The organism is Natranaeroarchaeum aerophilus (assembly GCF_023638055.1).
GTDB lineage: Archaea > Halobacteriota > Halobacteria > Halobacteriales > Natronoarchaeaceae > Natranaeroarchaeum > Natranaeroarchaeum aerophilum.
Map to the genome: position 1 here is coordinate 344,543 of NZ_JAKRVY010000002.1, position 25,259 is coordinate 369,801.

The following is a 25,259-nucleotide window of genomic DNA, read 5'->3' on the forward strand; positions in this document are numbered from 1 at the left end:
CCGAAACACCCGAAACCGCTCTCGACGCCTCAGTACTTGTATAGCGAGACGACGAAGGGCAGTTTGTTGTACATGATCACCGCAATCGGGATGCCGACGATCGACAGCGTCAGCAGGTAGGCGATACCGGTCCAGATGGCGCTTGCCCACCAGCCGACGAAGACGAACCAGACGCCACGGAGCAGCAGGCTGGGCTGTTCCGGCCCGGACTCGACGACGCTCCCGTCCGGTCCGGCGACGAGCTGTCGCTGGGACGACTTGAGCGAGAGTACTTTCGGGACGCGGTTGGTCATCTTGATCCCGATGGGGAGGCCGATGATCGTGACGTTCAGAAACCACGCGACAGAGAGCCAGAGACCGGTGAGCCACCACCCGACGAAGACGAACCAGAGGGCACGGATCACCAGCGACGGGTCGGACGTGTTGTGCGACATCGTCTTAGTGGAAGCCAGTACTGCTGAATAAGTCTTTCAGGTGCGCGCACGCGAGGGGCGACAGGAATCGATACTCGTCGACAGGCAGGTCGCAACCAAACCACGGTAACCCTTCACAACACGAGTGTGAACGGCTCTCAGTGGCGAATACGATCCGGCACCCTTTTAGGGTCGGACGGGAAAAGATCGGCACAGTCTAGTGGCGAGGCGTCGAAGCGTCACGGCATGACAGTCAGCGTACTCGTGCCGTCGTCTCTCGTCCGGGAAGCCGAAGACAAACGCGAGGCAACTCGCAAGATCGGCTACGTCGCCCGCGCGGCGACAGTATTCCGGGCAGATCGTCTGGTCGTCTTCCCCGATTCGGAAGGCGAGCGGCGATGGGGCGGCGGATTCGTCGAAACCGTGCTGCGGTACGCCGCGACTCCGCCATACCTCCGAAAGGAGGCATGGGGAACGCGGAGCGAATTAGAGTACGCGGGCGTCCTGCCGCCGCTCCGCGCACCGTCACAGACCGGCTCCGAATCAGACGATTCGGGGTCGTCAAGACAGGGAATCGTGACCGAGGTCGGACCTGACGGGCGCGTACGGGTCAATTGCGGCTTGCAACACCCGATCTCGCTCGTCGTCCCTCCGCAAATGGAGGTCGACGAGGGAGAGCGCGTAACAGTCAGGATCTCTTCGCGAGAGCCGGTCCGTGCGAAGCTGGTCGACGAGCCCGTTTCGGGGCTCTCGATCCATCGCATGGACCTATCGGAAGCGCTCGGCCGTGAGGACGCCGGTGTTCGGATCGCGACGTCGAGGTTCGGCGAGAACCTTAGCGTCTCGCGACTCGGGACACTGGCCGGACGAATCGAAGCCGACGGGATGACCGTCGCCTTCGGCTCGCCCGAGAGAGGGCTTCCGGAGATGCTCGACGGAGTAACTGTCGAGCAACGAGCGGACGGGGACGCAGTCCCCGGGAACGGAGACGACACACGTGACGGAGACGTTCCGGCACGGATCGACGTCGAACCGGGCGCACCCAGCCGGTTCGACCTCTGGCTCAATACGGTTCCGAACCAGGGCAGTCAGGTGGTGCGAACGGAAGAAGCAATGTTCGCGTCGCTTGCCTGCCTAACACTCCCAGAGTGAGACTACAATGCCACAACCAAGCAGACCACGCAAAGGCTCGTTGGGATTCGGCCCACGACAGCGTGCGACCAGCGAGGTCCCACGTTTCAACTCGTGGCCGAGTGACGACGGACAGCCGACGCTTCAGGGTTTTGCCGGCTACAAGGCTGGCATGACCCACGTGGTGATGATCAACGACGAAGCCGACTCGCCCACCGAGGGAATGGAGGAGACGGTTCCGGTCACCATCGTGGAGACGCCGCCCATGCGGGCAGTTGCCCTGCGAGCGTACGAGGATACGCCCTACGGTCAGAAACCGCTGACCGAAGTCTGGGCCACCGAGTTCCACGAGGAACTCGATCGCACACTTGACCTTCCCGAGGAACACGACGCAGAGGCCGCGGAGACGGAGATCCGTGATGCCGTCGCCGAAGGTCGGATCGCCGACATTCGGATGATCACGCATACGGTTCCGAGCGAAGTCAAGAGCGTTCCGAAAAAGAAACCCGATGTCATGGAGACTCGGATCGGCGGCGGCTCCATCGAGGACCGCCTCGACTACGGTCTCGAACTGCTGGAAGACGGCGGCGAACACGACGCCGACCAGATCTTCCGGCCCGGCGAGTACATGGACGTCGCCGGTGTGACGAAAGGGAAAGGAACGCAGGGTCCCGTCAAGCGATGGGGCGTTCAGAAACGAAAAGGAAAGCACGCACGTCAGGGCTGGCGGCGCCGGATCGGTAACCTTGGCCCGTGGAACCCGTCACGAGTTCGCTCGACGGTTCCCCAGCAGGGTCAGACCGGCTATCACCAGCGGACGGAACTGAACAAACGCCTGATCGATCTCGGCGACGACGACGTCACCCCCGCGGGTGGCCTCGTCAACTACGGCGAGATCGACGGCCAGTACGCGCTCGTGAAGGGCTCCCTTCCGGGGCCGTCACAGCGCGTTCTTCGGTTCCGCCCGGCCGTGCGACCGAACGACCAGCCGCGCCTCGATCCCGAGGTGCGCTACGTATCTACGGAATCGAATCAAGGATAATCTATGCAGGCAACAGTACGTGACCTCGACGGTGAGGACGCGGGCACGATCGACCTTCCGGACGTCTTCGAGACGCCGATCCGGACGGATCTGATCGAGCGCGCAGTGCTCGCCGCTCAGGCAAACCGGAAACAGGACTACGGCTCGGACGAGTACGCTGGGCTTCGCACGCCTGCGGAGTCTCAGGGTAGCGGCCGCGGCATGGCACACGTGCCACGCGAGAACGGCACTGCCCGACGCGTCCCCCAGGCCGTCAGTGGCCGCCGTGCACACCCACCGAAGGCCGAGAAAGACCAGGGCCTCGACATCAACGACAAGGAGCGAAAGCTCGCGACCCGCGCCGCGATCGCCGCAACGGCGGACGTGGAGACGGTCGCCGAGCGCGGTCACGAGTTCGACGAGGATCTCGAACTCCCGCTCGTTGTCGACGACGAGTTCGAGGGCCTGGAGAAGACCCAGGAGGTCGTCTCCTTGCTCGAAGCGCTCGGCATCCACGAGGACGTCGAACGCGCCGACGAGAACCGATCGGTCCGCGCTGGTCGAGGGACGACCCGCGGACGGAAGTACACGAACCCGCGGTCGATCCTCTTTGTCACGTCGAGCGAGGCAGGCCCGTCCCGAGCGGCCCGCAACCTCGCCGGCGCTGACGTCGCGACGGCAAGCGAGGTCAACACGGAAGACCTCGCCCCCGGCGCGAACGGAGGCCGACTGACAGTGTTCACCGAAAGCGCCATCGAGGAGGTGGCAGACCGATGACGCAGGATCGAGATGTCATCGTTCATCCCCTCGTCACCGAGAAGGCGATGAACGACATGGACTTCGAGAACAAGCTCCAGTTCATCGTCGATGTCGACGCCGCGAAGCCCGAGATCGCCGATGCGATCTCGCATCGCTTCGACGTCGAGGTCGTCGACGTGAACACACAGATCACCATGGACGGTACCAAGAAAGCGACCATCAAGCTCGGCCCCGACGACGCGGCCGACGAAGTCGCATCCAGAATCGGGGTGTTCTGAATATGGGACGACGAATTCAGGGACAACGACGCGGTCGGGGTGGCTCGACGTTCCGAGCCCCCTCGCATCGGTACAAGTCCGACAAACAGCACAAGACCCCCGAAGACAGCGATATCGTCTCCGGAACGGTTGTCGACATCGAACACGACCCGGCGCGCAGCGCGCCGATCGCAGTCGTCGAGTTCGACGACGGCGATCAGCGGATGATCCTCACCCCCGAAGGTGTCGCAGTCGGCGACACGATTCAGGTTGGGATCTCCGCGGAGATCCAGCCGGGCAACACGCTTCCGCTCGCCGAGATTCCGGAAGGTGTCCCCGTCTGTAACGTCGAGTCCAGCCCCGGTGACGGTGGCAAGTTCGCCCGATCCTCGGGCGTCAGCGCCGACCTCATCACGCACGACCGAGATGCGGCCGTCGTGCAGCTGCCAAGCGGCGAGGTCAAGCGACTCGATCCCGAGTGCCGAGCGACCATCGGGGTCGTCGCCGGCGGTGGCCGAACGGAGAAGCCGTTCGTCAAAGCCGGTAACAAGTATCACAAAATGAAAGCCCGGGGCACGAAGTACCCCCGCGTCCGTGGCGTCGCCATGAACGCGGTCGACCACCCCTTCGGTGGCGGTGGCCGCCAGCACCCCGGCAAACCGAAATCCGTCTCGCGGGACACCCCGCCGGGCCGGAAGGTCGGTGACATCGCGTCCAGCCGAACCGGACGAGGTGGAAAAGAATGAGTGGATCAGAATACAGAACCGGTCGCGAAGGCGAGTTCACCTATCGCGGCCATACGCTCGACGAGTTGCAGGACATGGACGTAGACGAAGTCGCGGAACTGCTTCCCGCACGACAGCGGCGAACCATCGAACGCGGACTCGGTGTCGAGCACGAGAAACTGCTCGAACGGGCCCGCGAGACGAGCGAAGACGAGTCCACGAACAACCCGATCCGAACCCACCTGCGCGACATGCCGGTGGTGCCGGAGTTCGTTGGCCTGACCTTCGCGGTCCACAACGGCCAGGGCTTCGAGCGCGTGGAAGTCGAGCCCGAGATGATCGGACATTATCTCGGCGAGTTCCAGTTGACCCGAAATTCGGTCGAACACGGACAGGCCGGGATCGGAGCGACCCGCTCGTCGAAGTTCGTACCGCTCAAATAAATCATGGGAATCAACTACAGCGTCGACGCCGACCCGGAGACCACCGCGAAAGCGATGCTTCGGGAGCGTCACATGAGCCACAAGCACAGCAGGGCGATCGCCCGAGAAATCAAGGGCAAGACGGCCGCCGACGCGGTCGAGTACCTCGAAGCGGTCATCGCCGAGGAACAACCCGTCCCGTTCCGACAGCACAACAGCGGTGTTGGCCACCGCTCGGGCATCGACGGCTGGGACGCCGGACGATACCCCGAGAAGGCCAGCAATGCCTTCATCGATCTGCTGCAGAACGGTATGAACAACGCGGAACAGCAGGGATTCGACGGCGAGGAGATGATCATCGAACACGTCGCCGCCCACAAGGTCGGCGAAGTCCAGGGCCGCAAGCCCCGCGCGATGGGTCGTGCGAGCCCCTGGAACACGATGGAAGTCGACGTCGAGCTGATCCTCGCGGAACCCGAGGAGGGAGGTGACGAATAATGGCAGACGAACACGAGTTCATCGAAGACGGCCTTCAGCTGTCCCAGATCGACGAGTTCTTCGAAGAGGAGCTCGGCCGAGCCGGCTACGGCGGCATGGATGTCGCCAAGACGCCGATGGGCACACAGATCGTCCTGGAAGCCGAGAAACCCGGTATGGTGATCGGCAAGGGCGGCGAGAACATCCGCAAGATCACGACCGCCCTCGAAGAGCAGTTTAATCTCGAGGATCCCCAGGTCGACGTTCAGGAGGTCGAAGAACCCGACCTGAACGCCCGGATCGTCGCGGATCGACTCGCAAACGCGCTCGAACGTGGCTGGTACTTCCGCAAGGCGGGCCACACCACGCTCGAACGCATCATGGATGCAGGCGCGCTGGGTGCCGAGATCGTCCTCTCCGGGAAGGTCACCGGCGCTCGTTCGCGCGTCGAGAAGTTCAACGACGGCTACATCAAGCACAACGGCGAGCCCGCAGAGACCATCGTCGACCACGGTCAGGGCGTCGCAGTGATGAAGCTCGGTACGATCGGCGTGGACGTCAAGATCATCCCGCCGGGAGCCGAGCTTCCCGACGACTTCCGTATCGAGGAGGACGCCGACGTCTCCGAGCTCGCAGCCGAGGTCGAGACCGACGAAGGCGTCGAGGAACTGCTCGAAGAGCCCGAAGACGAGGAGCTCGAGGAGCTCGAAGCCGAAGCGGCTGACTCCGAGGCTGACGCCGATGTCGCCGACGAGGAAGTCGTCGAGGAGGTCATCGAGACCGACGAGCCCGCAGAGGAGTTCGAGGAGGTCGAAGTTCCCGACGGTGACGACGAGATCGCCGAGGAGCTCGACGAGCTCGAAGAGGAAGTCGAGGAGGAAGCAGACGAACTGCTCGACGAGATGGAAGAGGAGATCGACGACGAGGAGGGTGATGCCTGATGGCGATCCTCCACGTCGAAGAGATCCGCGACATGACGGCGGCCGAGCGTGAGGCCGAACTCGACGAACTGAAGACCGAGCTGCTGAACGCGAAAGCAGTCCAGGCCGCTGGTGGCGCTCCGGACGATCCGGGCCGCATCAGCGAACTGCGCCGGACCATCGCCCGGCTCAAGACGATCCAGTCGGAAGAAGGCGACTTCGAAGACGACGAATAACGATGCCACTGACACCCGAGACACTCCCACGACACGAACTCAACGGCCTGTACGTACGGGTCGTCGACGCCCCGAACCCCGATCTGATCGGGATAGCCGGGCGTGTCGTGGTCGAGACCGCCAACACGCTCCACGTGAGCGATCGGACGGCCGAGGAGTCTCGGGTGCGGCAGGTGCCAAAGCAGGGATCGACGTTCGAGTTCGCGCTCGAACATGCGGACACAGATGAAGCCGCCGCCCCAGTGAATGGGGCGGGGATCGCGTCCAAACTGGAGGCCGAGTCGACGGCGGACCCGTCGGAAGACGGTCGGGAAACCGACGCTGACGGCCCCTCCGGCGAGGGCGTGACCTACGTTACGGTGGATGGCTCACGACTGCTCTCACGACCCGCAGAACGCACCGAAACACGAGGTACATCACCATGGCAATTGGATTAGACGTAGAACAACCACCAGAGCCGGACGACCCGGCCACATACGATTACGAGAAATGTCCGTTTTACGGCGATCTCGCTGTTCGAGGACAGGTCCTCGAAGGCGAAGTCGTCTCGACGGACATGGAAAAGACCGTGATCGTCGAACGAGAGTACGACGTGAACGTTCCGAAGTACGACCGATTGATGAAGCGACGCTCCCGCATTCCGGCACACGTGCCGGGTGTGCTGGACCACATCGAGGTCGGCGACACGGTCAAGATAGCAGAGACACGACCGCTCTCGAAGACGAAAAGTCACGTCGTCGTCGAGCAGGTTGCCGACGAGGCAGCCGCGACGACGGGGGGGCAGTAACGATGGAAGCAATGAAAGCTGACGTGACCCAGGGCCTCGAAAAAGGATCCCTGATCACGTGTGCCGACAACACCGGTGCACGCGAACTGCGCGTCATCAGCGTGTCCGGCTACTCGGGGACGAAGAACCGTCACCCGAAAGCCGGCATCGGCGACAAGATCACCGTCTCGGTCACCAAGGGGACGCCCGAAATGCGTCGCCAGGTGCTCGAAGCGGTGATCATCCGCCAGCGAAAGCCCATCCGACGCCCCGACGGCACGCGCCTCAAATTCGAGGACAACGCGGCCGTCATCATCGACGAGAACGAAGAGCCGCGCGGGACCGAGATCAAGGGTCCGATCGCGCGGGAAGTCGCAGAGCGGTTCGGAAGTATCGCAAGCACGGCTACGATGATTGTATAGCATGTCACGACAACCACACAAACAACGAAACGAAGTGGAGAACGCCTCCCTGCACGAACTGCACAGCTACGTGCAGGCGACGCTCTCTTCGGAGCTCCGTGAGGAGTACGACACTCGGCGTACCCGCGTCAACGCGGGCGACACTGTCGAGGTCATGCGCGGCGATCACGCCGGGCAGGAAGGCGAAGTCGTTCAGGTCGATCTGAAAGACTCCGTCGTACACGTCGAGGACGTCACGGTCGAGACCGCCGACGGCGAGGAGGTCCCACGCCCGCTGGATCCCAGCAACGTGCGGATCACCGATCTCGACCTCTCCGACGACCGTCGCGAGGAGCGACTCCAGGGTGATACCCAATGACGAACCACCAGAAACGACTATCCGCACCGGATTCCTGGCCGGTCGAGCGCAAGACGGAGACGTTCACCGTCAAGGCCGACGACGGCCCCCACGGCGACGCAGGGGTTCCCCTCGTCGTCCTGCTCCGTGACGTGCTCGGCTACGCCGACTCCAAGAAGGAAGCACGGTACGCGCTCGAATCGGGGAACGTCCTGATCAACGGCGACGCGGTACGCGATTACCGCCGTCCCGTCGGGATGTTCGACATCCTCGCTTTCGTTGAGCGCGAAGAGTACTACCGCGTCTTCCCCGACGAAGGGGGACGCCTTGCACTGACCGAAATCGACGCCGAGTCCGCGGGCAGCAAGCTCGGCAAGATCATCGGCAAGCGCCAGGTCGCCGGCGGCGACACCCAGCTCAACCTCCACGACGGGCAGAACCTGCTCGTCGAGGATGCGAGCGAATACGGCGGGGACGACTCGCTGGTCGTCGACAACGAGACCGACGAGATCGTCGCCCACTTCCCGTACGAGGAAGGCGCGCTCGTCACGGCTGTCAGCGGACAGCACGCCGGCGAGATCGGCGAGGCGACGACGATCGAAGTAACGCCCGGCAGCGGTGAGAACCGCGTCGAAGTCGAGGGCGTCGCGGGAAGCCCCGACTTCGAGACCGTCGAGGAGTACGTCGTCGTCATCGACGAGAACTTCGTCGAGGGCGGTCTCGACGAGGACGAGGAAACAGCAGACGAAGAGGTGAGCGACGATGAGTGAAGCCGAGGCCGACTTCCACGAGATGCGTGAGCCACAGGTCGAGAAGGTCGTCGTCCACATGGGCGTCGGTCAGGGTGGCCGTGAACTCGCCAACGGCGAGGAGATCCTCGAAGAGGTCACGGGCCAGCAGAGCGTCCGGACGCAGGCCAAATCGACCAAACCCGACTTCGGGATCCGACAGGGCGATCCGATCGGCGCGAAGGTCACTCTTCGTGCTGAGGACGCCCACGAGTTCCTGGAGACGGCACTGCCGATCGCGGATGTGTCGCCGACGCAGTTCGACGACACCGGCAACTTCAGCTTCGGTGTCGAGGAACACACCGACTTCCCGAGTCAGGAGTACGATCCGAGCATCGGGATCTTCGGACTGGACGTCACGGTTAACCTCGTCCGTCCCGGCTACCGCGTTACGAAACGCAAGAAAGCAAGCCGCTCGATCCCCTCGAGCCACCGACTCGATCCCGACGACGCAGTCGCGTTCGTCGAATCGACGTTCGACGTGGAGGTAGAACAATGAGCGAAAGTGAAAACGACCAGACGGGCGAGCACGCCACCAAGCGCACCGGCCAGCTAGAGGAGTGCCAGCGCTGTGGCCGCAAGCAAGGTCTCGTCGGGAAGTACAATATCTGGCTGTGCCGACAGTGCTTCCGAGAGATCGCCCGAGACATGGGATTCAAGAAGTATCGATAATATGACGGCAAACGATCCGCTCAGCAACGCCCTCTCGGGGATCAGTAACGCCGAGAGTGTGGGTCACCTGACCCACGAGGTATCGCCCGCCTCGAACGAGATCGGACAGGTGCTCGAGGTCTTCTACGACCGCGGGTACGTCGACGGCTTCGAGTTCGTCGACGACGGCCGATCCGGACAGTTCGAGGTCGAGTTGAAAGGTGCCATCAACGAGTGTGGCCCCGTCAAGCCCCGCTACTCCGCGGGAGCCGAGGAGTTCGAGAAGTGGGAGAAACGGTTCCTCCCCGCTCGGGACTACGGGACGCTCGTTGTTACGACCAGTCACGGCATCATGAGCCACTACGAGGCCCGCGATCAGGGTATCGGTGGTCAGGTCATCGCGTACGTGTACTAATGACGAGAGTAGCAATCGAACTATCGGACGAAGTCAGCGCAGAGGTCGACCACCTCGAACTGACGATCGACGGACCGAACGGCAGCGTCACGCGACGCCTCTGGTACCCCGACGTCACTGTCGAGGTCGAAGACAACGAGGTCGTCATCGAAAGCGACGCCGAGGACGCGAAAACGCTCTCGACGGTTGGCACGTTCCAGAGCCACGTCGAGAACATGATCCACGGCGTCAACGAAGGCTGGGAGTATACCATGGAGGTCTTCTACTCTCACTTCCCGATGCAGGTTCGGGTCGAGGACGGCGACGTCGTCATCGAGAACTTCCTCGGTGAGAAAGCGGCTCGCCGAACGACGATCCACGGCGACACGCAGGTGGACGTCGACGAGGAGATCGTGACGATCAGCGGCCCCGACAAGGAGGCCGTCGGACAGACGGCTGCCGACATCGAACAGCTAACCCGGGTTTCGGGCAAGGACGTTCGCGTCTTCCAGGACGGCGTCTACATCACCCAGAAACCCAGCAAAGGAGGTGCCTGATAGATGGCAGACGAACCCGAAGAACTCGAAGACATCAGCGGTGTCGGCGCGAGCAAAGCGGAAGCGCTCGAAGAAGCAGGCATCGAGTCCGTCGAGGACGTCAGGGCGGCGAGCCAGGACGACCTCTCGGACGTTGACGGCATCGGGAACGCGCTCGCTGCGCGTATCAAGGCCGATGTCGGTGACCTCGAAGTCGACGAAGAGGCCGATGCGGAGGCCGAAATCGAAGACGAGGACGTCGACGAGGAAGCCGAGGAGGACGTCGAGACCGAACTCCAGCCACGCGGGCTGGCCGACAAGACGCCCGACCTCAGCGACGACGAGGCACGCCTGATCGCCGAGCGACGTTCGGCGAGCAAGCCCGCGTTCAGGGCGCAGGACTACCACAAGAAAAAGCGGATCCCCGAGAACTGGCGCGAGCCCCGTGGTGCGCTCTCGAAGCAGCGACGCGGTATCAAAGGGAAAGGCGCGACGGTCGAGGCGGGCTACCGGACGCCCAAACCGGTTCGTGGCAAACATCCGAGCGGCTTCGAGGAGGTCCGTGTGCACAACACGGACGACCTCGAGGGCGTCGACGGTGACCGAGAAGCGGTTCGTATCGCTTCGACAGTCGGTGCTCGCAAGCGCGAGCGCATCGAAGAGCTTGCAGAGGAACAGGGCGTTCGCGTCCTGAATCCCACCTACGTCGAAGTTGAGGTGGACCAATGACTGACCTGAAAGCACAGAAACGACTCGCAGCGGACGTCCTCGATGTCGGAAAGAACCGTGTCTGGTTCGACCCCGAAGCACAGGGCGAGATCGTCGACGCGATCACCCGCGAAGACATCCGCGAACTCGTCGATCAGGGCATCATCACCGCAACGGAAAAGAAGGGCAACTCCCGCGGCCGCGCTCGCGAGCGCGCCGACAAGCGTGCCTACGGCCACCAGAAAGGCCCCGGCAAGCGCAAAGGGAAGTCCGGTGCTCGACAGAACGAGAAGAAAGAGTGGTCGGCGAAGGTTCGTGCCCAGCGACAGCTGCTCCGCGAACTCCGCGACGACGGGACCATCGACCCCGGTCAGTACCGGGAACTGTACAACAAGTCCCGTGGTGGCGAGTTCCGCGACGTAGCACGGCTGGTGAACTACATCGAAAACAACTACGGCGTCGACGTCGACGCCGAAGGTGATCAGTAATGGCAACTGGACCACGATACAAGGTGCCGATGCGGCGCCGTCGCGAGGTTCGGACCGATTATCATCAGAGGTTGCGCCTGCTCAAATCCGGCAAACCACGGCTAGTCGCTCGCAAGAGCAACAAGCACGTGACGGCGCAGCTGATCGTTCCGGGTCCGAACGGCGACGAAACCATCGCGAGTGCACACTCCAGCGATCTGGCCGAGTACGGCTGGGAAGCCCCAACGGGCAACATCCCCGCGGCGTACTTGACTGGACTACTCGCTGGCAAACGCGCGCTCGAAGATGGCACCGAGCAGGCGGTGCTCGACATCGGCCTCAACACGGCGACTGAAGGGAGTAAAGTATTCGCAGTACAGGAAGGAGCGATCGACGCGGGGCTCGAAATCCCGCACAACGACAGCGTCCTTCCCGACTGGGAGCGTAACCGCGGCGAGCACATCGCCGAGTACGACGAACAGCTCGACGAGCCGCTGTACAGCGGCGAGTTCGACGCCACAGACCTGCCCGAGCACTTCGATACGGTGCGAGAGGAGATCCTCGAACAATGAGCGGAAACAACTACAACGACGGCTGGGAGCCGGTTACACGGCTCGGTCGAAAGGTACAGGAGGGCGACATCGACACGATGGAAGACGCCCTCAACTCCGGACTCCCGCTGAAGGAGGCCGAAGTCGTCGACCAGCTCCTTCCGGGGCTGGAAGACGAAGTGCTCGACATCAACATGGTACAGCGGATGACTGACTCGGGTCGCCGGGTCAAGTTCCGCTGTGTCGTCGCGATCGGTAACCGCGACGGCTACGTCGGCTACGCGGAAGGCCGCGACGATCAGGTCGGTGCCGCGATCCAGAAGGCGATCGACATCGCCAAGCTGAACATCATCGACGTGCCTCGCGGGAGCGGCTCCTGGGAGGACCGCGCCGGTGGTGACCACTCGCTCGCCCGCAAGGCGACCGGGAAGGCAGGCAGCGTAAAAGTCGAAGTCAAGCCCGCACCGAAAGGACTTGGACTCGCGGCGGCGGAGACGCCGCGCAAGGTCCTCGAGCTCGCGGGTGTCGAGGACGCCTGGACGAAGAGCCACGGCAACACTCGCACGACGGTGAACTTCGCGAAGGCCACGTACAACGCACTGCGTAACGCAGCCGAGTCACGTGTCCCGGAGTACACCCAGGAGCAGCGTGAGGTGGTAGAATGACGCAGGCGATCGTGCAGCTCCGCGGCGAGGTCAACATGCTCGGCGACGTGCAAGACACCATGGAGATGCTGAATCTCCACGGCGTCAACCACTGTACGCTCGTCCCCGAGACCGAGACCTACCGTGGAATGATCACGAAGGTTCACGACCACGTCGCACATGGCGAGCCGAGCCAGGACGTCGTCGAGGAGCTGATCCGCCGCCGCGCCGAGCCGCTCGAAGGCAGCGCGGACATCGACGACGAGTGGATCGCCGAGAACACCGAGTACGACGACGTGACGGCATTCACCGAGGCGCTACTGGACGAGGAGACGAAGCTGCGAGACGCGGGGCTGTCACCAGTCCTCCGTCTGCACCCGCCACGCGGTGGTCACGAGGGTATCAAACACCCGACCAAAGAGGGCGGCCAGCTCGGAAAGCACGATACCGAGGAGATCGACGAACTCCTCACCGCAATGCGATAGAACAATGACTAGTAAGAAACGACGACAGCGCGGCTCGCGCACGCACAGCGGCGGTTCCCACAAGAACCGACGTGGTGCCGGTCATCGCGGTGGCCGAGGTGCAGCCGGGCGTGACAAACACGAGTTCCACAACTACGAACCGCTCGGCAAGCACGGCTTCACCCGTCCCGAATCAGCACAGGACGAGATCCTGACGATCGACGTCCAGAAGCTCGACGAGGACGCCACGCTGTTCGTGGCCGACGGCGACGCCGAGGAGGTCGACGGTCGCTACCGTATCGACGCTCGCGATATCGTCGAGGACGGTTACGAGGCCGACGCGGTCAAGGTACTGGGTGGCGGACAGGTTCGCAACCAGCTCGAAATCATCGCTGACGCCTTCTCGGCGAGCGCACGCGGGCTCATCGAGGAGGCAGACGGCGAGGCAGTCCTCTCCGAACGTGGAGAGGACGACGAGGACGAACCACAAGACGTATCCCAGACTGACGAAGACGAGGAATAAGACATGGGATGGAAGGAGGCTGCTGAACCGGTCCTCACGCGGATGCCCGTAGTCCGCAGACCGAGAAGCCACGTGCCGTTCAAGCGAAAGCTACTGTGGTCCGGCGGAATCTTGATGCTGTACTTCTTCCTGACGAACATCGTGCTGTGGGGTGTTCCTCGGGGAGGAGACGGTGCCGACGTGTTCGGCCAGTTCGGATCGATTCTCGCCGTCGAACAGGGGACGCTAATGCAGGTCGGGATCGCCCCGATCGTCACTGCGAGTATCGTCTTGCAGCTGTTGGGCGGTGCGAACCTGCTCGGGCTGGATACGAACGACCCGCGGGATCAGGTGCTCTATCAGGGACTCCAGAAGCTACTGGTCGTCGTGATGACCGTGCTAATGGCGGTGCCGCTCGTCTGGGCAGGATTCCTGCAGGCGAGTCAGGGCGTTGCTACCCAGCTCGGCATCCCACTCGAAGGGCTTCGGGTGATCATCTTCGCCCAGATCGTCCTCGGCGGCATCCTCATCCTGTACATGGACGAGATCGTCTCCAAATGGGGTGTCGGCAGCGGTGTTGGCCTGTTCATCATCGCTGGTGTGAGCCAGAAGCTCGTCGCCGGGTTCATCAGTCCCGGGGAAGGTGGCTTCTTCCCGACCTGGGTCAACATCGCGCTCGGTCGTGAGGGCCCCAGTGGCTCGATTGCCAGTGGTAGCGGCCTCGACTTCATCATCTTCGGCGACGGACAGCTCCTTGCGCTGATCACGACGGTGCTGATCTTCGCCATCGTCGTCTACGCCGAAAGTGTCCGGGTCGAGATCCCGCTGAGTCACAGCCGGGTCAAGGGCGCGCGTGGTCGCTTCCCCGTGAAGCTCATCTACGCCAGCGTCCTGCCGATGATCCTCGTTCGCGCGCTGCAGGCGAACGTGCAGTTCATCGGTCGGATTCTCGACCGGACGACGACGATGCCAGCGTGGCTTGGCGTCTACTCCGACGGCCAACCCACGGCAGGGTTCTTCTACTACACCGCACCGATCTACAGTCCGGACGACTGGATGTGGTGGACGGCGTCCGTCACGCAGGCTCCGGCAGATGTCATGATTCGGGTCAGTGTCGACCTGTTCGTGATGATCGTCGGCGGGGCGATCTTCGCGATCTTCTGGGTCGAGACGACGAACATGGGTCCGGAATCGACTGCGAAACAGATTCAGAACTCCGGGATGCAGATTCCCGGGTTCCGCCAGAACGTCGGCGTCGTCGAGAAGGTCATGGAACGGTATATTCCGCAAGTGACCGTTATCGGCGGTGCGCTCGTCGGCGTGCTCGCGGTGGGCGCGAACATGCTCGGTACCATCGGTGAAGTCACGGGTACCGGGCTGCTGCTGACAGTCTCCATTACGTACAAGCTGTACGAGGAGATCGCAGAGGAGCAGCTCATGGAGATGCACCCGATGATGCGGGACATGTTCGGGAAGTAGGGCCACATTGTGGACCCAGCTTTTATTTATTGAGTTTGTCCAGCCGTGGGCATGTCCATAGGGTCGTTCAGCTATACCGCTCCTCGTTCCACGGGTCAGCGGTGTTCGAGTAGCCACGTTTCTCCCAGTAGCCTCGCTCCTGTCCGGTCAGGATCTCGACGCCACAGACCCACTTCGCGCCCTTGTAGGCGTATTTATGCGGCGTCACGACGCGGAGCGGGCCGCCGTGATCCGGCGAGAGCGGTTCGCCGTCGAACTCGGCCGCAAAGAGCACCTCGGGTCGCAGACAGTCCTCAAGGGGGAGGTTCGTCGTGTAGTCGTCGAGCGCGTAAAAGAGGACGTGCGAGGCGTCGTCGTGGAGTCCTGCGCGGTCGGCAATAGTGGGGAAGGGAACGCCCGCGAACTGGCAGTCGAACTTGCTCCAGCCGGTGACACAGTGAAAGTCCTGCTGCTGGGTCTCCATGGGGAGTTGTTGAAACGCCTCCCAGTCGAAGGTCAACTCCTGCTCGACTGCGCCGCTTACGCGGAACTCCCACTCGTCGCGGTTCCACTCGGGCGTCCCGCTCTTCGAGAGGACGGGGAACTCCTCGGTCTCGCGCTGGCCCGGTGGGAGTCGCTCGTCGCCGAACTCGGCGTACAGTTCCGTACAGTCCCTGTCGACGGTGTCAGTCATTACTCGCGATAGGATCGTCGCTGCCGTATGTCTGACGCTCGTCACCGTGATCCCGAACACCGATAGTACTCGGGGATCGGTACACTTTTTTCCGGACACGCCCACCCGCCTGTAACGGTCTGACATGCGGCCCTCTCGCAGGACCGACGAATCAAAGATCATGCGCTCTACTACCATACGTCCGGCTCTCACAGCAGGTGTCTGTCTCGTCGCGTTCGGCCTCGGTGCGGCGACTATCTCCGACCCGACCGATGCCGCCGCGACGGCCGGTATCGGCGGCGCAACACAGCTTTCGCTCCCAGTCTCCTCGACGCTCGTCTTCGGGGTTCTCGCCGTGCTCGTGGTGGGGCTCACAGCCGGGATCTATTTCCTCGGCGACGCGCAGGCCTCGGATATGGCGGTGGGCAAGGCAGTCCCGTTTCTCGCGGGGATTCTCGTGATCGGCACTGTCGGAGCGGGGATCTTCCTGGCCTCCGGCGGTGACGGCGGAACGGCACAGGAAGGCCTCGACGGAATCGGCGAGGTTGCTCCGGATGTCGGCGTCGAAGACGCGGCTGAGGAAGCCGAACCCGAAGAAGGCGGTGGCGGCAGTCCGGTCGCGACGATCGCCCTGATCGGGCTGTTCGTGCTGGCCGCACTCGGAGCCTTCCTCTACTGGCTCCGGCGCGACGACGATGAAGCGACCGAGACCGTCGACCTTGACCAGTCGGACGAACAAGCGGAGGAGACGCAGCTCGGTGAGGCCGCAGGTGAGGCCGCCGATCGGATCGAGCAATCGGACCGGGAGTTCGAAAACGAGGTCTACACCGCGTGGAGCGAGATGGTCGACGTCGTCGATCTCCGGGACCCGGAGACGAGTACTCCCCGTGACTTTGCCAGCGCCGCGGTCGACGCCGGACTGGACCGACAGCACGTCGATCGGCTCCGGACCGTCTTCGAGGAGGTCCGCTACGGCGAGCGCGCCGTGACGCCCGAGCGCGAGCAACAGGCGGTCGAGGCGCTCCGGCAGATCGAACGCGCGTACGGGGGTGAGTCGGAGTGACGACCATCGAGCGCCGTATCGGCGTGGTACTTGGGGTGGCTATCGCCGCGCTGGGTGTCGCGACGTTTTTCTCGCCCGGCCTCGGAGCGATGTTCTCTGCCGACGAGTTCCTGCTCACTATCGTCGGGATCGCCGCTCTGGGACTGGGCGTCTATATCGCGCGGGACCGCTGGTTCATGGAGGCGGGTCACGCCCCGACCGGCGATCCCGAGCTGATTCAGGGTATTCCGACGCCCGGCGAGGGATTCGATCGTGCCCTGCGGTCGGCCTCCTCGGTCCACGAAATCTCCGGGCGCGAGACGGTCACCGAGCGCCTCGAAGCAGTCGGTGTCACTGTCTTGCAGCGACGACGTGGCTACACCGAAGCCGAGGCCCGTGAACGTCTGGAGAGCGGCGAGTGGACCGACGATCCGGTCGCCGCGGCGTTTTTCGACGGCACGGGCTGGGCCGCGTTCCCGCTTGCCTTCCGGCTGCGGGTTCGTCTCGGGGAGGAATCGCGATTCGGTCTGAAGGCACGCCGGGCCGCAGAGGAGCTAGAGCGGATCTGGACGAGAACGGAGGATACCGATGAGTGAATCACAGCAGGTTGCCGCGGCCCAGGAGGAAAGCACAGAGACGACGGACACGACAACTGAAGCCGACGCCGGAGCGGCGGAGCCAGCCCGGACGGCTGCTGACTCCCACCAGGACGTCCTCCGGCAGACCGGTCGCTGGGCGGGGATCACCGCGCTTGCGCTCTCTGGCATTGCCTTTGGCGTGTTCGCCCAGAACCCCGCCGCGTTTCTCGCGGGCGTCTTCGGCGTCACGTTCGCCGCCTACGCACAGGCAGGTGGTGCGCCGGAGTCGGAGCTCCATCTCCGTCGGGAGTTCGAGGACGACCGGCCGGATCCCGGCGAGGAGATCGAGGTGACCCTCTCGGTCGAGAACGTCGGCGAGTCGAGCCTGCCCGACGTCCGGATCGTCGACGGCGTGCCGGGCCAGTTACACGTCGCCGAGGGGACGCCCCGCCACGCGGCGGCCCTCGATCCCGGCGAGCGGGCGACGTTCAGCTATACAGTCACTGCCGAGCGGGGATCCCACGAGTTCGAACCGGCACAGGTGCTCGTCCGTGGCTTCAGCGGCGCAGTCGAACGTGAGACGTGGGTACGAGGCGAGAGCGACCCACTCGTCTGTACGCCCGGCTCGCTCCCGCCATCGACGAACCTCTCTCTGCAGCCGTTAACGACGCCGTACTCCGGACGCGTCGAGACGGACATCGGCGGCGACGGACTGGAGTTCTTCGCGACGCGGGAGTACCAGCCGGGCGATCCGCTCTCGCGGGTCGACTGGAACACCCGCGCCCGGACGGGCGAGCTTTCGACGCTGGAGTTCCGTGAGGAGCGCGCAGCGTCGGTCGTCCTGCTAATCGACGTCCGAACCGAGGCGTGGTGTCGGCCGACCGAGAGCGCGTCGAGTGCGGTCGAACGCTCCGTCGAGGGCGCGATGCAGTCGTTTTCCTCGCTCATCGATGCCGGTGATCGGGTTGGCATCGCCGCGCTCGGGACGACCGATTGCTGGCTCCCGCCCGGGAGCGGTGGAGATCATCGCACACGGGCCCGGGATCTGTTCCAGACCGAGCCGCTGCTGGCCCCCGATTCGGTCGACGACCTGATCGAGCGCCCGATCAGCGTCGCCACGCTGCGCCAGCAGCTACCGAGTCACGCCCAGATTATTCTCTTTTCGCCCCTCGTGGACGATCTGGTCGTCGAGCAGGCAAAACTGCTTGATGCCAGCGGGCACCTGCTGACCGCGATCAGTCCGAACCCGACGACGACCCGGTCGACCGGCGAATCCGTCGCCCGGATGGAACGTGACCTCCGGATCGCCGATCTCCGACGGTCGGGCCTGCGCGTCGTCGACTGGGCGTGGGAGGAGCCGCTCGTCACTGCGATCTCGCGGGCTGGAGCGAGGTGGTCGGCGTGAGCCCCGGAGTCGACCGCTCGCCGACGAAGCCGGGAACTGCAATCTCGCTGGCCGCGGGGGCCCTCGCGGTGGTTGTCCTCGGCGTCACGATGCCGCCCTCGGCCGGGCTGACGATCCCCGGAGTCGCGGTGATTGCCGCGGGACTGCACTATGGTCGAGAACGGGTCGTCACTGGGGGCGGCGTACTCCTGTTTGGGGGGGTTCTCGTCGCCGGGGTCGGTGACGCGGGGGTCGGGCCGACCCTGATCGCCGGCGCGCTCTCGGTGCTCGCATGGGACGTCGCAGTCAACGCCGTCGAACTCGGCGAGCAGGTGGGCTACGAGGCCGAGACACGCTCTGCAGAGCTCTCTCACGCCGCCGGGACGACGGCGGTCGGCTTCGGCACGGCGGTTGCTGCCTACGCGCTCTACGTGCCCTTCGAGGGGGGCCGACCCATCGTTTCGGTCGTCCTGCTGACCATCGCCGCCGTGCTCCTCGCGTCGGCGCTCCGGGTCAGCTCGCCGATGTCAACGACCACCCAGTGATCATCGCAGTCAGGTCCGACTTTTATAAATCGGTCCATCAATCGGTACAGTATGGGACAACTGAACTACGTCGACAGTGACGACCTCCGGGACTGGCTCAACGAAGTCGAAAGCAAGGAGTCGACGCTGTTTCTGATGGCTGCGATCGCATACGATGAGGGAGCGTCCATCTCGGAGCTGGGGAGCTGGTACGACCGTCCGAACGACGAGATACAGGACTGGATCGACCGGCTCGAATCCGGGCCGATCGTGCTTCCGGTGGCCGAACGAGAGGGTGTTGCGTTCGACGAACTGGCAGACCGGTCGGGGCTAGGACGGAAGACCGTGGTCGACTGGTTTGCCTCGCTCGAAGGGAAGCCGGTCTCGGAGGCGGCGAACATCGTCCACCGGTACAGTCAGGAGGACACGGGGCCGCTGATCGCCGGTACCGAATCACAGGTTCAGTACCTCGATTACGAGGCGATCGAGGAGCGCGGCTGGTCGATCGACGACGATGATCTCTTCGAGAAGGCGTCGGAAGCGGATCTCGATACGGGCGAGTACGGTCGGTTCCTCGTCGAGCCCGGGGAGACGATCCTCGAAGCCACCGAAAATCGGGAGCTGTCCTGGCCCTACGCTTGCCGCGGTGGAGCCTGCGCGAACTGCGCGGTGATCCTCAAAGAGGGCGACGTTGCCATGCCCGGCCAGACGATTCTCAGCGGTGATCAGGTAGAGCGGCTCAACGCGCGGCTCACCTGCGTCGGTGTGCCCGCGACGGCGGAACTCAAACTCGTGATGAACGTCCAGTTCCTCGACGAACTGGAGGAGCTTCGGCTTCCCTCGCCGATGGCGGACTCCGGCTCCCCGGTGTGACCATCCCCGCGGCCAGCGCCTCGAATCAGTCCCTTTTTACTGGACCGGAGGGTAGTCGACCTATGAGCTACGAAGAAGACGACAGCGTCATTCTGCACGACGAGCACAGCGAGTACGACGGTGAGGAAGGGACGGTCACGCAGGTCATGGAGACGATGTTCGGCGACGAGACCTACACCGTCAGCTTCGAGGACGGTCAGGAGACCGGCATCTCCGAGGACTCGCTGGAAGCAGCAGAGTAACTTCCCGATGGCGAGCGTTCCGTTCCATTACATCGACCTTCGCACGTTCTGTTACGCGACGGAGGACGAAAAGCGGGTCACTGAGGCGCTCCAGTACTATCTCCCCGAGGAGTTCGAGGTGGACCGCGCCGAAAGTGAGGGCCACTACGGCGACCGGATCGTCGTGCTCTCCGCCCGGGTCGAAACCGCCGACGACATGCGCCACGTCCTCCGACGCGTCGCGGATATCGACGAGGTGGATCGGTTCCTCGACGAACTCGACCAGCGCGTCGACGAGAACTGCTCGCTCTTTTTGAGCCTCGACAAGCAATCCGCGTTCAACGGGGCGGCGGCGGTCGGCGACGGGATCACCCTCCGCGCGAAAGTCGAAGCCTATCCCGCAAAGAAGGCCGCGGCCGTCGAGAACGCCCGCGAAGCGATCGAGGGCGTTCGCGACGACGCGTTCTGAGGGCCGCTTTCCTCGCCGGTCGCGACGTCGAAACGCAACTGCAAAGAGCCGCCGCGCCGGTTCTCGTTCTATGTACGAGGCGGTACAGGCCTGGCCTGACGGTGACTCGACAGTCGCCCGGCTGGCCGAGACGGCAAGCGAGTACGGCTACGATGGGATCGTCGTCAGGAACGCCGAGGATGCCCGCCGCGACCGTGCTTCGTTCGCCGAAGTTCGGGAGGAACTCGGCGTCGACGTCGTCGCCGCCAGCGAGATCACGACTGATGACCCCCAGCGAGCCAGCGGGTTCGTCGGCAACTACCGCGAGCGGGATCGACTCGTCATCGTTGGGGGTGGAACGAACGCGATCAACCGCTTTGCGGTCGAACAGGAGCATGTCGACGTGCTCGCCCACCCGATGCGTGGTGATGGCGATTTCAACCACGTGCTCGCCCGTGCCGCCCGCGACAACGGCGTCCGGATCGAGTTCGACCTGTCCCCAGTCCTCCGGACGACCGGCGGCAAGCGGGTCCAGGCGCTCAGATCGCTCCGAAAGCTTCGAGAGCTCGTCGAGCAGTACGACGCGCCGTTCGTGGTGAGCGCAACGCCCCGGTCACACCTCCATCTGCGCGCACCGCGGGAACTCGCCGCCGTCGGCGAGACGATCGGGTTCGACGCCGGGACGATCGAGGCAGGACTCGCCGAGTGGGACCGACTGATCGAGCGCAACCGCGAGATTCAGTCCGAGTCGTTCATTGAGCCAGGGGTCGAACGTGGGAGATATGCGGAGGATACCTGAAAGCCATGACGCGAACGCCTGAGGATCACGGGAAGCGCTTCGACGAGATCGCCCCGGAATACGACGACGAGAAAAGCCCGGAGTATCGCACATGTGTCGAACTCGTCGTCGAGCACGCCGAGCCGGACGGCGAGGAGACGCTTCTCGATCTCGGTGCCGGCACTGGAGCGATCTCGCTGGCGCTCGCCGAGGATGCGGGACGCGTGATCGGCCGGGACGTCAGCGAGGGGATGCTCGAACAGGCTCGCCGGAAAGCGAGCGATCGTGGAGTCACGAACGTCGAGTTCGACGAGGGACGCTTTCGCGAGCCGAACGTCAACGAGCCGGTCGACGTCGTCACCTCGAACTTCGCGATGCATCACCTCTCGGACGAGGAAAAGCGCGAGGCTATCGACGTGATCGCCGGACTGGGGCCACGAAAGTTCGTCCTCGGCGACGTGATGTTCTTCGGCGAACCGGATCCCGACGAACCGTTTTACAGCCCCGAAGTGGACGATCCGGCAACGGTGGGGATGCTCGCGGACGCGCTGACCGACGTCGGGTTCGCCCTGACGGCCGTCGAACCGGTGCACGAGCAGGTCGGCGTGCTCGTCGCAGAACGATCACGCGACGACGGCGCGCAATGAAACACCTCCCCAAACACGTCCGCCCGCACTGGCGCTATCTCGCCGTCGTGCTGGAGTCGTCGCCGGAGGCCACCCTCTCGCGGGGCGCGTTCCAGCGCGAACTCTGGTACGCTGCCCAGAATCTCATTGGTGATGCCGGAAGCGCCGACGCGGACCTGACCGTGCTCGACTTTTCGTTTGCGGAGGGACAGGGCGAGACTGTCGTCCGCGCCCGGCATGGACACGTCACCGAGGCACGTGCCGCGCTTGCCTGTATCGACAGTATCAACAGTCACGAAATCGGCATCCGTCTCACCGGTATCAGTGGCACGATCCGTGCCTGTGAAGAAAAGTATTTAGGACGAGGGACGGAAGTTTCGGACGAGAGAAACGTCGTGTTCGACGGCGAACGGCGATCTGCGCTCATCCGCGACGATCTGGTGGATGTCGCAGTCGACGGCTCGTACGTCGGCGCGATGACACTCGATTTACAGTGATACTATGCAGGGACAAGCTCAACAGCAGGCCTACGACCGAGGGATTACGATCTTCTCCCCGGACGGACGGCTCTATCAGGTAGAATACGCCCGCGAAGCGGTCAAACGCGGCACAGCCAGCATCGGTGTTCGAACGGAAGATGGCGTCGTTCTTGCCGTCGACAAGCGCATCCGATCGCCGCTGCTCGAAGGAACCAGCGTCGAGAAGCTCCACAAGGCCGACGACCACATCGGCATCGCCAGCGCGGGCCACGTGGCCGACGCCCGCCAGCTGATCGACTTCGCGCGCCAGAACGCCCAGACGAACCGCCTGCGCTACGGCGAGCCGGTCGGCGTCGAGACGCTCACGAAGGAGGTCACCGACCACATCCAGCAGTACACGCAGGTCGGTGGCGCACGCCCCTTCGGCGTCGCGCTGATCATCGGCGGCATCGAGAACGGCGAACCCCGTCTCTACGAGACGGACCCCTCCGGGACGCCGTACGAATGGAAGGCGCTCGCCGTCGGTGCCGACCGCGGCGACATCCAGGAGTTCCTCGAAGAGAACTACGACGGCGGCGACAGTCTGGACGACGGCATCGTCCTGGCGCTCGAAGCACTCGCCTCCGTGAACGACGACGAACTGAACCCCGAAGGACTCGCGCTGGCAACGATCGAAACCGAGACCGAGGAGTACGCCGAACTCGATACCGACGAGATCCGCGAGTATCTCGAGGCCAACGATCTGCTCGCTGGCGAGGACGCCGACGACGAAGACGAAGAAGACGACGAGGAGTAAGCCAGTCCCCTCGACGGGCCTTTCTTCCCTTTCGAACGATCCCCGTGGAGCCACAGCGATATCTCCGGTCCCCTGACGGTCGAACGTAGTACGACAGGTAGCCGTCGGACAGGCACAATGTGTAGAATTTGTGGATTATATACAAATAGAAACCACGAGCAATCGAGGGAAGTTCTACAATGTGTGAGTTCAGTTCCCGTCCGGCTCACGGATCGCGGTGACTCGACCCGCCCATCCGGTCGAGCAGCGTCCGCCGCCCACGTTCGAGCCCGAGGCCGACGGCGAGCAGGATCAGTCCACCGACGACGAGTGCGACCGCGCCGGACAGCGCATCCGCCACTGTCGTTCCCAGAAACGACAGGACGACGAGCAGGAACGCCAGCGCGGCGACGTTCACCAGCGGTGGCTCCGCGAATCGGTAGCTGACCGCGACGGTCACGAGCACCAGCACCAGCGCGAGCAGGTGCGCGAGCAGTGCAGTAGCTGTCGGCTGCAGATCTGCAACCGCCAGCATGGGCAAGACTGCGAGCACCAGCGTCCCGATGGCAGTCCAGAGCGGCAACGCGACGTTCTCGCTCGTCCGGCTATCGAGCGCTGCTCGCCCGGTTACTGCGACGGCACCGACCCCCGCGGCCACAATTACGGCGTCCATCTCGGGTGCTGGACCGAATCGGCCACCCGTGCCAGCCAGGACGATCGTGGTCCCGAGCGCCCCGGCAACGCCGACGAACCGGTAGGCGAACCCGAGGGGAGTCTCGCGTCGCCACGCTCCCAGTGCGAACAGGACGACGCTATAGAGGCCGATCACGACGGCGGGCTCTGCCGTCGTTGCCGTCCCGAGCGTCGCCGCGCCGACCGCGAGGCCGCCCGCGGTAACCAGCCGGGACGCCAGCGCGTGGCCGGTCGGCACTGCGACGGCTGTCCAGGCCAGTAACAGCCACGCCGGATCGACGTCCAGCGCGAACAGGTCGGCAAGCGCAAACAGCGAGACACCGACGAAGCCCGCCCCGAACACGAGCAGCGCCAGCCCAACACGCGGGTACTGCCCACGCTGGAGCCACACGCCGCCACCGTAGCCAGCGGCGGGGATCGCGACCAGCAGGAGTGCACGAATCGTTCGCGGGATATCAGACCAGTTCGCGGTGAGAAACAACAGAAATCCCGCACCGACCAGCACCGCACCCATCACCGACAGGGCGGTGATCAGGCGTGAGGCGCGGTCCTCGGGCTCGTGGTGATCCAGGATCGCCTCGGCTTGCTCCCGTGTGATGATGTCGGCGGCCACCCAGTCCTCGACCGCGTCTTCGAGGTCGTCGCGGTCCATAATTCGACGGGTTCACAGTGGGCGGTCATAAACTTCGTGGGGGCGCTCACCCGCATCTGCTGCGCTCGCGTTCGACGTCGTGCTCCCCGTAGAGCTCGATATACAGCACATCCGCGGTCTCCCGATCGGCACACGAGATAGAGTAGCCGAACTCGTGTTCGTGGCCCATATGTGTGACAGAAACCGAGTAGCTGGTCCCGTTCGTCCCCTCGAATACGTCCGGTTCGACGACCTCTGTCGGCTCGGGACGCGTCCCGGCATCGATCTCGTAGGTGTCCGCGAACACCGACTCGCCGTCCTGTTCGATCTCGACTGTGGCCGCTGTCTGCTCTTCCATGCGATTGAGCAGTATCAGGTTGCCGGTTGTCGCGGTGTGGGCCGACAGGCAGCCAGCCGACAGCGACGCGACTCCACATGCGCTCAGAAGCTGTCGCCTGGTTGGCATAGTCGTCTGTTCACGATCG

Annotated in this window: 39 protein-coding genes and 1 pseudogene; 36 read left to right on the forward strand and 4 right to left on the reverse strand. The window is 63.9% G+C overall.

The features are described from left to right. Positions 1–29 precede the first annotated feature (29 nt). Complete coding sequence (locus tag AArcSt11_RS06140) at positions 30–434, reverse strand: YccF domain-containing protein (protein WP_250595491.1); 405 nt, start codon at positions 432–434, stop codon at positions 30–32. 225 nt (positions 435–659) lie between these two features. Between AArcSt11_RS06140 and AArcSt11_RS06145 the strand changes: the two genes are divergently transcribed. The 25 genes and pseudogenes from AArcSt11_RS06145 to secY all read left to right on the forward strand — a co-directional run bounded on the left by AArcSt11_RS06145 (position 660) and on the right by secY (position 15,070). Next, entirely contained in the window at positions 660–1,565 is a 906-nt protein-coding gene (locus AArcSt11_RS06145; RefSeq protein WP_250595493.1) for an RNA methyltransferase, read from the forward strand. A gap of 7 nt (positions 1,566–1,572) precedes the next feature. Continuing rightward, complete coding sequence (locus AArcSt11_RS06150) at positions 1,573–2,586, forward strand: 50S ribosomal protein L3 (RefSeq protein WP_250595495.1); 1,014 nt, start codon at positions 1,573–1,575, stop codon at positions 2,584–2,586. Between the two features lie 3 nt (positions 2,587–2,589). Further along, positions 2,590–3,342, forward strand: a complete 753-nt coding sequence (gene rpl4p / locus AArcSt11_RS06155; RefSeq protein ID WP_250595496.1) for a 50S ribosomal protein L4 — start codon at positions 2,590–2,592, stop codon at positions 3,340–3,342. Next, complete coding sequence (locus tag AArcSt11_RS06160; RefSeq protein ID WP_250595497.1) at positions 3,339–3,602, forward strand: 50S ribosomal protein L23; 264 nt, start codon at positions 3,339–3,341, stop codon at positions 3,600–3,602. Before rpl4p ends, AArcSt11_RS06160 begins: the two co-directional genes overlap by 4 nt. Positions 3,603–3,604: 2 nt before the next feature. Beyond that, a complete protein-coding gene (locus AArcSt11_RS06165; RefSeq protein ID WP_250595498.1) occupies positions 3,605–4,327 on the forward strand; it encodes a 50S ribosomal protein L2 in 723 nt (240 codons plus the stop codon). Further along, positions 4,324–4,749, forward strand: coding sequence for a 30S ribosomal protein S19 (locus tag AArcSt11_RS06170; RefSeq protein ID WP_250595499.1), 426 nt, complete (start codon positions 4,324–4,326; stop codon positions 4,747–4,749). Before AArcSt11_RS06165 ends, AArcSt11_RS06170 begins: the two co-directional genes overlap by 4 nt. 3 nt (positions 4,750–4,752) lie before the next feature. Further along, the gene (locus AArcSt11_RS06175) at positions 4,753–5,226 is read left to right on the forward strand and encodes a 50S ribosomal protein L22 (protein WP_250595500.1); all 474 of its coding nucleotides are present in this window, start codon (positions 4,753–4,755) and stop codon (positions 5,224–5,226) included. Further along, the gene (locus AArcSt11_RS06180) at positions 5,226–6,146 is read left to right on the forward strand and encodes a 30S ribosomal protein S3 (RefSeq protein WP_250595501.1); all 921 of its coding nucleotides are present in this window, start codon (positions 5,226–5,228) and stop codon (positions 6,144–6,146) included. Before AArcSt11_RS06175 ends, AArcSt11_RS06180 begins: the two co-directional genes overlap by 1 nt. Beyond that, positions 6,146–6,361 carry a 50S ribosomal protein L29 gene (gene rpmC, locus AArcSt11_RS06185; protein WP_250595503.1) on the forward strand — a complete coding sequence of 72 codons (216 nt, stop codon included), beginning with the start codon at positions 6,146–6,148 and terminating at the stop codon, positions 6,359–6,361. Before AArcSt11_RS06180 ends, rpmC begins: the two co-directional genes overlap by 1 nt. Before the next feature lie 2 nt (positions 6,362–6,363). Further along, positions 6,364–6,798: a ribonuclease P protein component 1 gene (locus tag AArcSt11_RS06190; RefSeq protein WP_250595505.1), complete on the forward strand. Its 435-nt coding sequence runs from the start codon at positions 6,364–6,366 to the stop codon at positions 6,796–6,798. Beyond that, positions 6,783–7,130 (forward strand): annotated as a pseudogene (locus tag AArcSt11_RS06195) (30S ribosomal protein S17); the annotation flags it as partial. The gene AArcSt11_RS06190 and the pseudogene AArcSt11_RS06195, both read left to right, overlap by 16 nt. A 20-nt stretch (positions 7,131–7,150) precedes the next feature. Further along, positions 7,151–7,549, forward strand: a complete 399-nt coding sequence (locus tag AArcSt11_RS06200; protein ID WP_250595507.1) for a 50S ribosomal protein L14 — start codon at positions 7,151–7,153, stop codon at positions 7,547–7,549. Position 7,550: 1 nt separating this feature from the next. Beyond that, on the forward strand, positions 7,551–7,907 hold the full coding sequence (rplX, locus tag AArcSt11_RS06205) for a 50S ribosomal protein L24 (protein ID WP_250595509.1): 357 nt from the start codon (positions 7,551–7,553) through the stop codon (positions 7,905–7,907). After that, positions 7,904–8,656 (forward strand): 30S ribosomal protein S4e, encoded by a 753-nt coding sequence (locus tag AArcSt11_RS06210; RefSeq protein ID WP_250595511.1) that lies wholly within the window; start codon positions 7,904–7,906, stop codon positions 8,654–8,656. Before rplX ends, AArcSt11_RS06210 begins: the two co-directional genes overlap by 4 nt. Next, complete coding sequence (locus tag AArcSt11_RS06215; protein WP_250595512.1) at positions 8,649–9,173, forward strand: 50S ribosomal protein L5; 525 nt, start codon at positions 8,649–8,651, stop codon at positions 9,171–9,173. Before AArcSt11_RS06210 ends, AArcSt11_RS06215 begins: the two co-directional genes overlap by 8 nt. Further along, positions 9,170–9,346, forward strand: a complete 177-nt coding sequence (locus AArcSt11_RS06220) for a 30S ribosomal protein S14 (RefSeq protein ID WP_250595513.1) — start codon at positions 9,170–9,172, stop codon at positions 9,344–9,346. The genes AArcSt11_RS06215 and AArcSt11_RS06220 overlap by 4 nt, the downstream gene beginning before the upstream one ends. Before the next feature lies 1 nt (position 9,347). Next, complete coding sequence (locus AArcSt11_RS06225; protein ID WP_250595514.1) at positions 9,348–9,740, forward strand: 30S ribosomal protein S8; 393 nt, start codon at positions 9,348–9,350, stop codon at positions 9,738–9,740. Beyond that, entirely contained in the window at positions 9,740–10,276 is a 537-nt protein-coding gene (locus AArcSt11_RS06230) for a 50S ribosomal protein L6 (protein WP_250595515.1), read from the forward strand. Before AArcSt11_RS06225 ends, AArcSt11_RS06230 begins: the two co-directional genes overlap by 1 nt. A 3-nt stretch (positions 10,277–10,279) precedes the next feature. Further along, positions 10,280–10,984, forward strand: coding sequence for a 50S ribosomal protein L32e (locus AArcSt11_RS06235; protein ID WP_250595516.1), 705 nt, complete (start codon positions 10,280–10,282; stop codon positions 10,982–10,984). Continuing rightward, complete coding sequence (locus AArcSt11_RS06240; protein ID WP_250595517.1) at positions 10,981–11,451, forward strand: 50S ribosomal protein L19e; 471 nt, start codon at positions 10,981–10,983, stop codon at positions 11,449–11,451. Before AArcSt11_RS06235 ends, AArcSt11_RS06240 begins: the two co-directional genes overlap by 4 nt. Next, positions 11,451–12,002 carry a 50S ribosomal protein L18 gene (locus AArcSt11_RS06245; protein WP_250595519.1) on the forward strand — a complete coding sequence of 184 codons (552 nt, stop codon included), beginning with the start codon at positions 11,451–11,453 and terminating at the stop codon, positions 12,000–12,002. Before AArcSt11_RS06240 ends, AArcSt11_RS06245 begins: the two co-directional genes overlap by 1 nt. After that, positions 11,999–12,646 carry a 30S ribosomal protein S5 gene (locus AArcSt11_RS06250; protein WP_238479510.1) on the forward strand — a complete coding sequence of 216 codons (648 nt, stop codon included), beginning with the start codon at positions 11,999–12,001 and terminating at the stop codon, positions 12,644–12,646. Before AArcSt11_RS06245 ends, AArcSt11_RS06250 begins: the two co-directional genes overlap by 4 nt. Beyond that, positions 12,643–13,110, forward strand: a complete 468-nt coding sequence (gene rpmD, locus AArcSt11_RS06255; protein WP_250595521.1) for a 50S ribosomal protein L30 — start codon at positions 12,643–12,645, stop codon at positions 13,108–13,110. The genes AArcSt11_RS06250 and rpmD overlap by 4 nt, the downstream gene beginning before the upstream one ends. Before the next feature lie 4 nt (positions 13,111–13,114). Further along, positions 13,115–13,612, forward strand: coding sequence for an uL15m family ribosomal protein (locus AArcSt11_RS06260; protein WP_250595523.1), 498 nt, complete (start codon positions 13,115–13,117; stop codon positions 13,610–13,612). A gap of 3 nt (positions 13,613–13,615) precedes the next feature. After that, the gene (gene secY / locus AArcSt11_RS06265) at positions 13,616–15,070 is read left to right on the forward strand and encodes a preprotein translocase subunit SecY (protein WP_250595525.1); all 1,455 of its coding nucleotides are present in this window, start codon (positions 13,616–13,618) and stop codon (positions 15,068–15,070) included. Between the two features lie 67 nt (positions 15,071–15,137). On the opposite strand, the gene AArcSt11_RS06270 is transcribed toward secY, so the two are convergent. After that, complete coding sequence (locus AArcSt11_RS06270) at positions 15,138–15,743, reverse strand: sulfite oxidase-like oxidoreductase (protein WP_250595527.1); 606 nt, start codon at positions 15,741–15,743, stop codon at positions 15,138–15,140. Positions 15,744–15,903: 160 nt separating this feature from the next. Between AArcSt11_RS06270 and AArcSt11_RS06275 the strand changes: the two genes are divergently transcribed. From AArcSt11_RS06275 to psmA, 11 genes are all read left to right on the forward strand, one after another. Further along, entirely contained in the window at positions 15,904–16,785 is an 882-nt protein-coding gene (locus tag AArcSt11_RS06275) for a DUF4129 domain-containing protein (protein WP_250595529.1), read from the forward strand. Next, a complete protein-coding gene (locus tag AArcSt11_RS06280) occupies positions 16,782–17,360 on the forward strand; it encodes a DUF7269 family protein (RefSeq protein WP_250595531.1) in 579 nt (192 codons plus the stop codon). Before AArcSt11_RS06275 ends, AArcSt11_RS06280 begins: the two co-directional genes overlap by 4 nt. Then, the gene (locus AArcSt11_RS06285; protein ID WP_250595533.1) at positions 17,353–18,747 is read left to right on the forward strand and encodes a DUF58 domain-containing protein; all 1,395 of its coding nucleotides are present in this window, start codon (positions 17,353–17,355) and stop codon (positions 18,745–18,747) included. The genes AArcSt11_RS06280 and AArcSt11_RS06285 overlap by 8 nt, the downstream gene beginning before the upstream one ends. After that, positions 18,744–19,271, forward strand: coding sequence for a DUF7519 family protein (locus AArcSt11_RS06290; protein WP_250595535.1), 528 nt, complete (start codon positions 18,744–18,746; stop codon positions 19,269–19,271). The genes AArcSt11_RS06285 and AArcSt11_RS06290 overlap by 4 nt, the downstream gene beginning before the upstream one ends. 51 nt (positions 19,272–19,322) lie before the next feature. After that, on the forward strand, positions 19,323–20,123 hold the full coding sequence (gene fer, locus AArcSt11_RS17005; RefSeq protein WP_289622696.1) for a ferredoxin Fer: 801 nt from the start codon (positions 19,323–19,325) through the stop codon (positions 20,121–20,123). Between the two features lie 62 nt (positions 20,124–20,185). After that, positions 20,186–20,365, forward strand: a complete 180-nt coding sequence (locus tag AArcSt11_RS06300; RefSeq protein WP_238479411.1) for a DUF1918 domain-containing protein — start codon at positions 20,186–20,188, stop codon at positions 20,363–20,365. Between the two features lie 7 nt (positions 20,366–20,372). Continuing rightward, complete coding sequence (locus AArcSt11_RS06305) at positions 20,373–20,813, forward strand: RNA-binding protein (protein ID WP_250595537.1); 441 nt, start codon at positions 20,373–20,375, stop codon at positions 20,811–20,813. Between the two features lie 70 nt (positions 20,814–20,883). Then, entirely contained in the window at positions 20,884–21,591 is a 708-nt protein-coding gene (locus AArcSt11_RS06310; protein ID WP_250595539.1) for an RNase P subunit p30 family protein, read from the forward strand. Positions 21,592–21,596: 5 nt separating this feature from the next. Continuing rightward, complete coding sequence (locus AArcSt11_RS06315) at positions 21,597–22,217, forward strand: class I SAM-dependent methyltransferase (protein WP_250595541.1); 621 nt, start codon at positions 21,597–21,599, stop codon at positions 22,215–22,217. After that, complete coding sequence (locus AArcSt11_RS06320; protein WP_250595543.1) at positions 22,214–22,693, forward strand: Rpp14/Pop5 family protein; 480 nt, start codon at positions 22,214–22,216, stop codon at positions 22,691–22,693. The genes AArcSt11_RS06315 and AArcSt11_RS06320 overlap by 4 nt, the downstream gene beginning before the upstream one ends. Positions 22,694–22,697: 4 nt before the next feature. Then, positions 22,698–23,471, forward strand: a complete 774-nt coding sequence (gene psmA / locus AArcSt11_RS06325; RefSeq protein WP_250595544.1) for an archaeal proteasome endopeptidase complex subunit alpha — start codon at positions 22,698–22,700, stop codon at positions 23,469–23,471. Between the two features lie 205 nt (positions 23,472–23,676). Here psmA and AArcSt11_RS06330 read toward each other — a convergent pair whose 3' ends face one another. Both AArcSt11_RS06330 and AArcSt11_RS06335 read right to left on the reverse strand, forming a co-directional pair. Next, complete coding sequence (locus tag AArcSt11_RS06330; protein WP_250595545.1) at positions 23,677–24,795, reverse strand: DUF2157 domain-containing protein; 1,119 nt, start codon at positions 24,793–24,795, stop codon at positions 23,677–23,679. Positions 24,796–24,841: 46 nt separating this feature from the next. Then, positions 24,842–25,240: a hypothetical protein gene (locus AArcSt11_RS06335; protein WP_250595546.1), complete on the reverse strand. Its 399-nt coding sequence runs from the start codon at positions 25,238–25,240 to the stop codon at positions 24,842–24,844. Between the last annotated feature and the right edge of the window lie 19 nt (positions 25,241–25,259).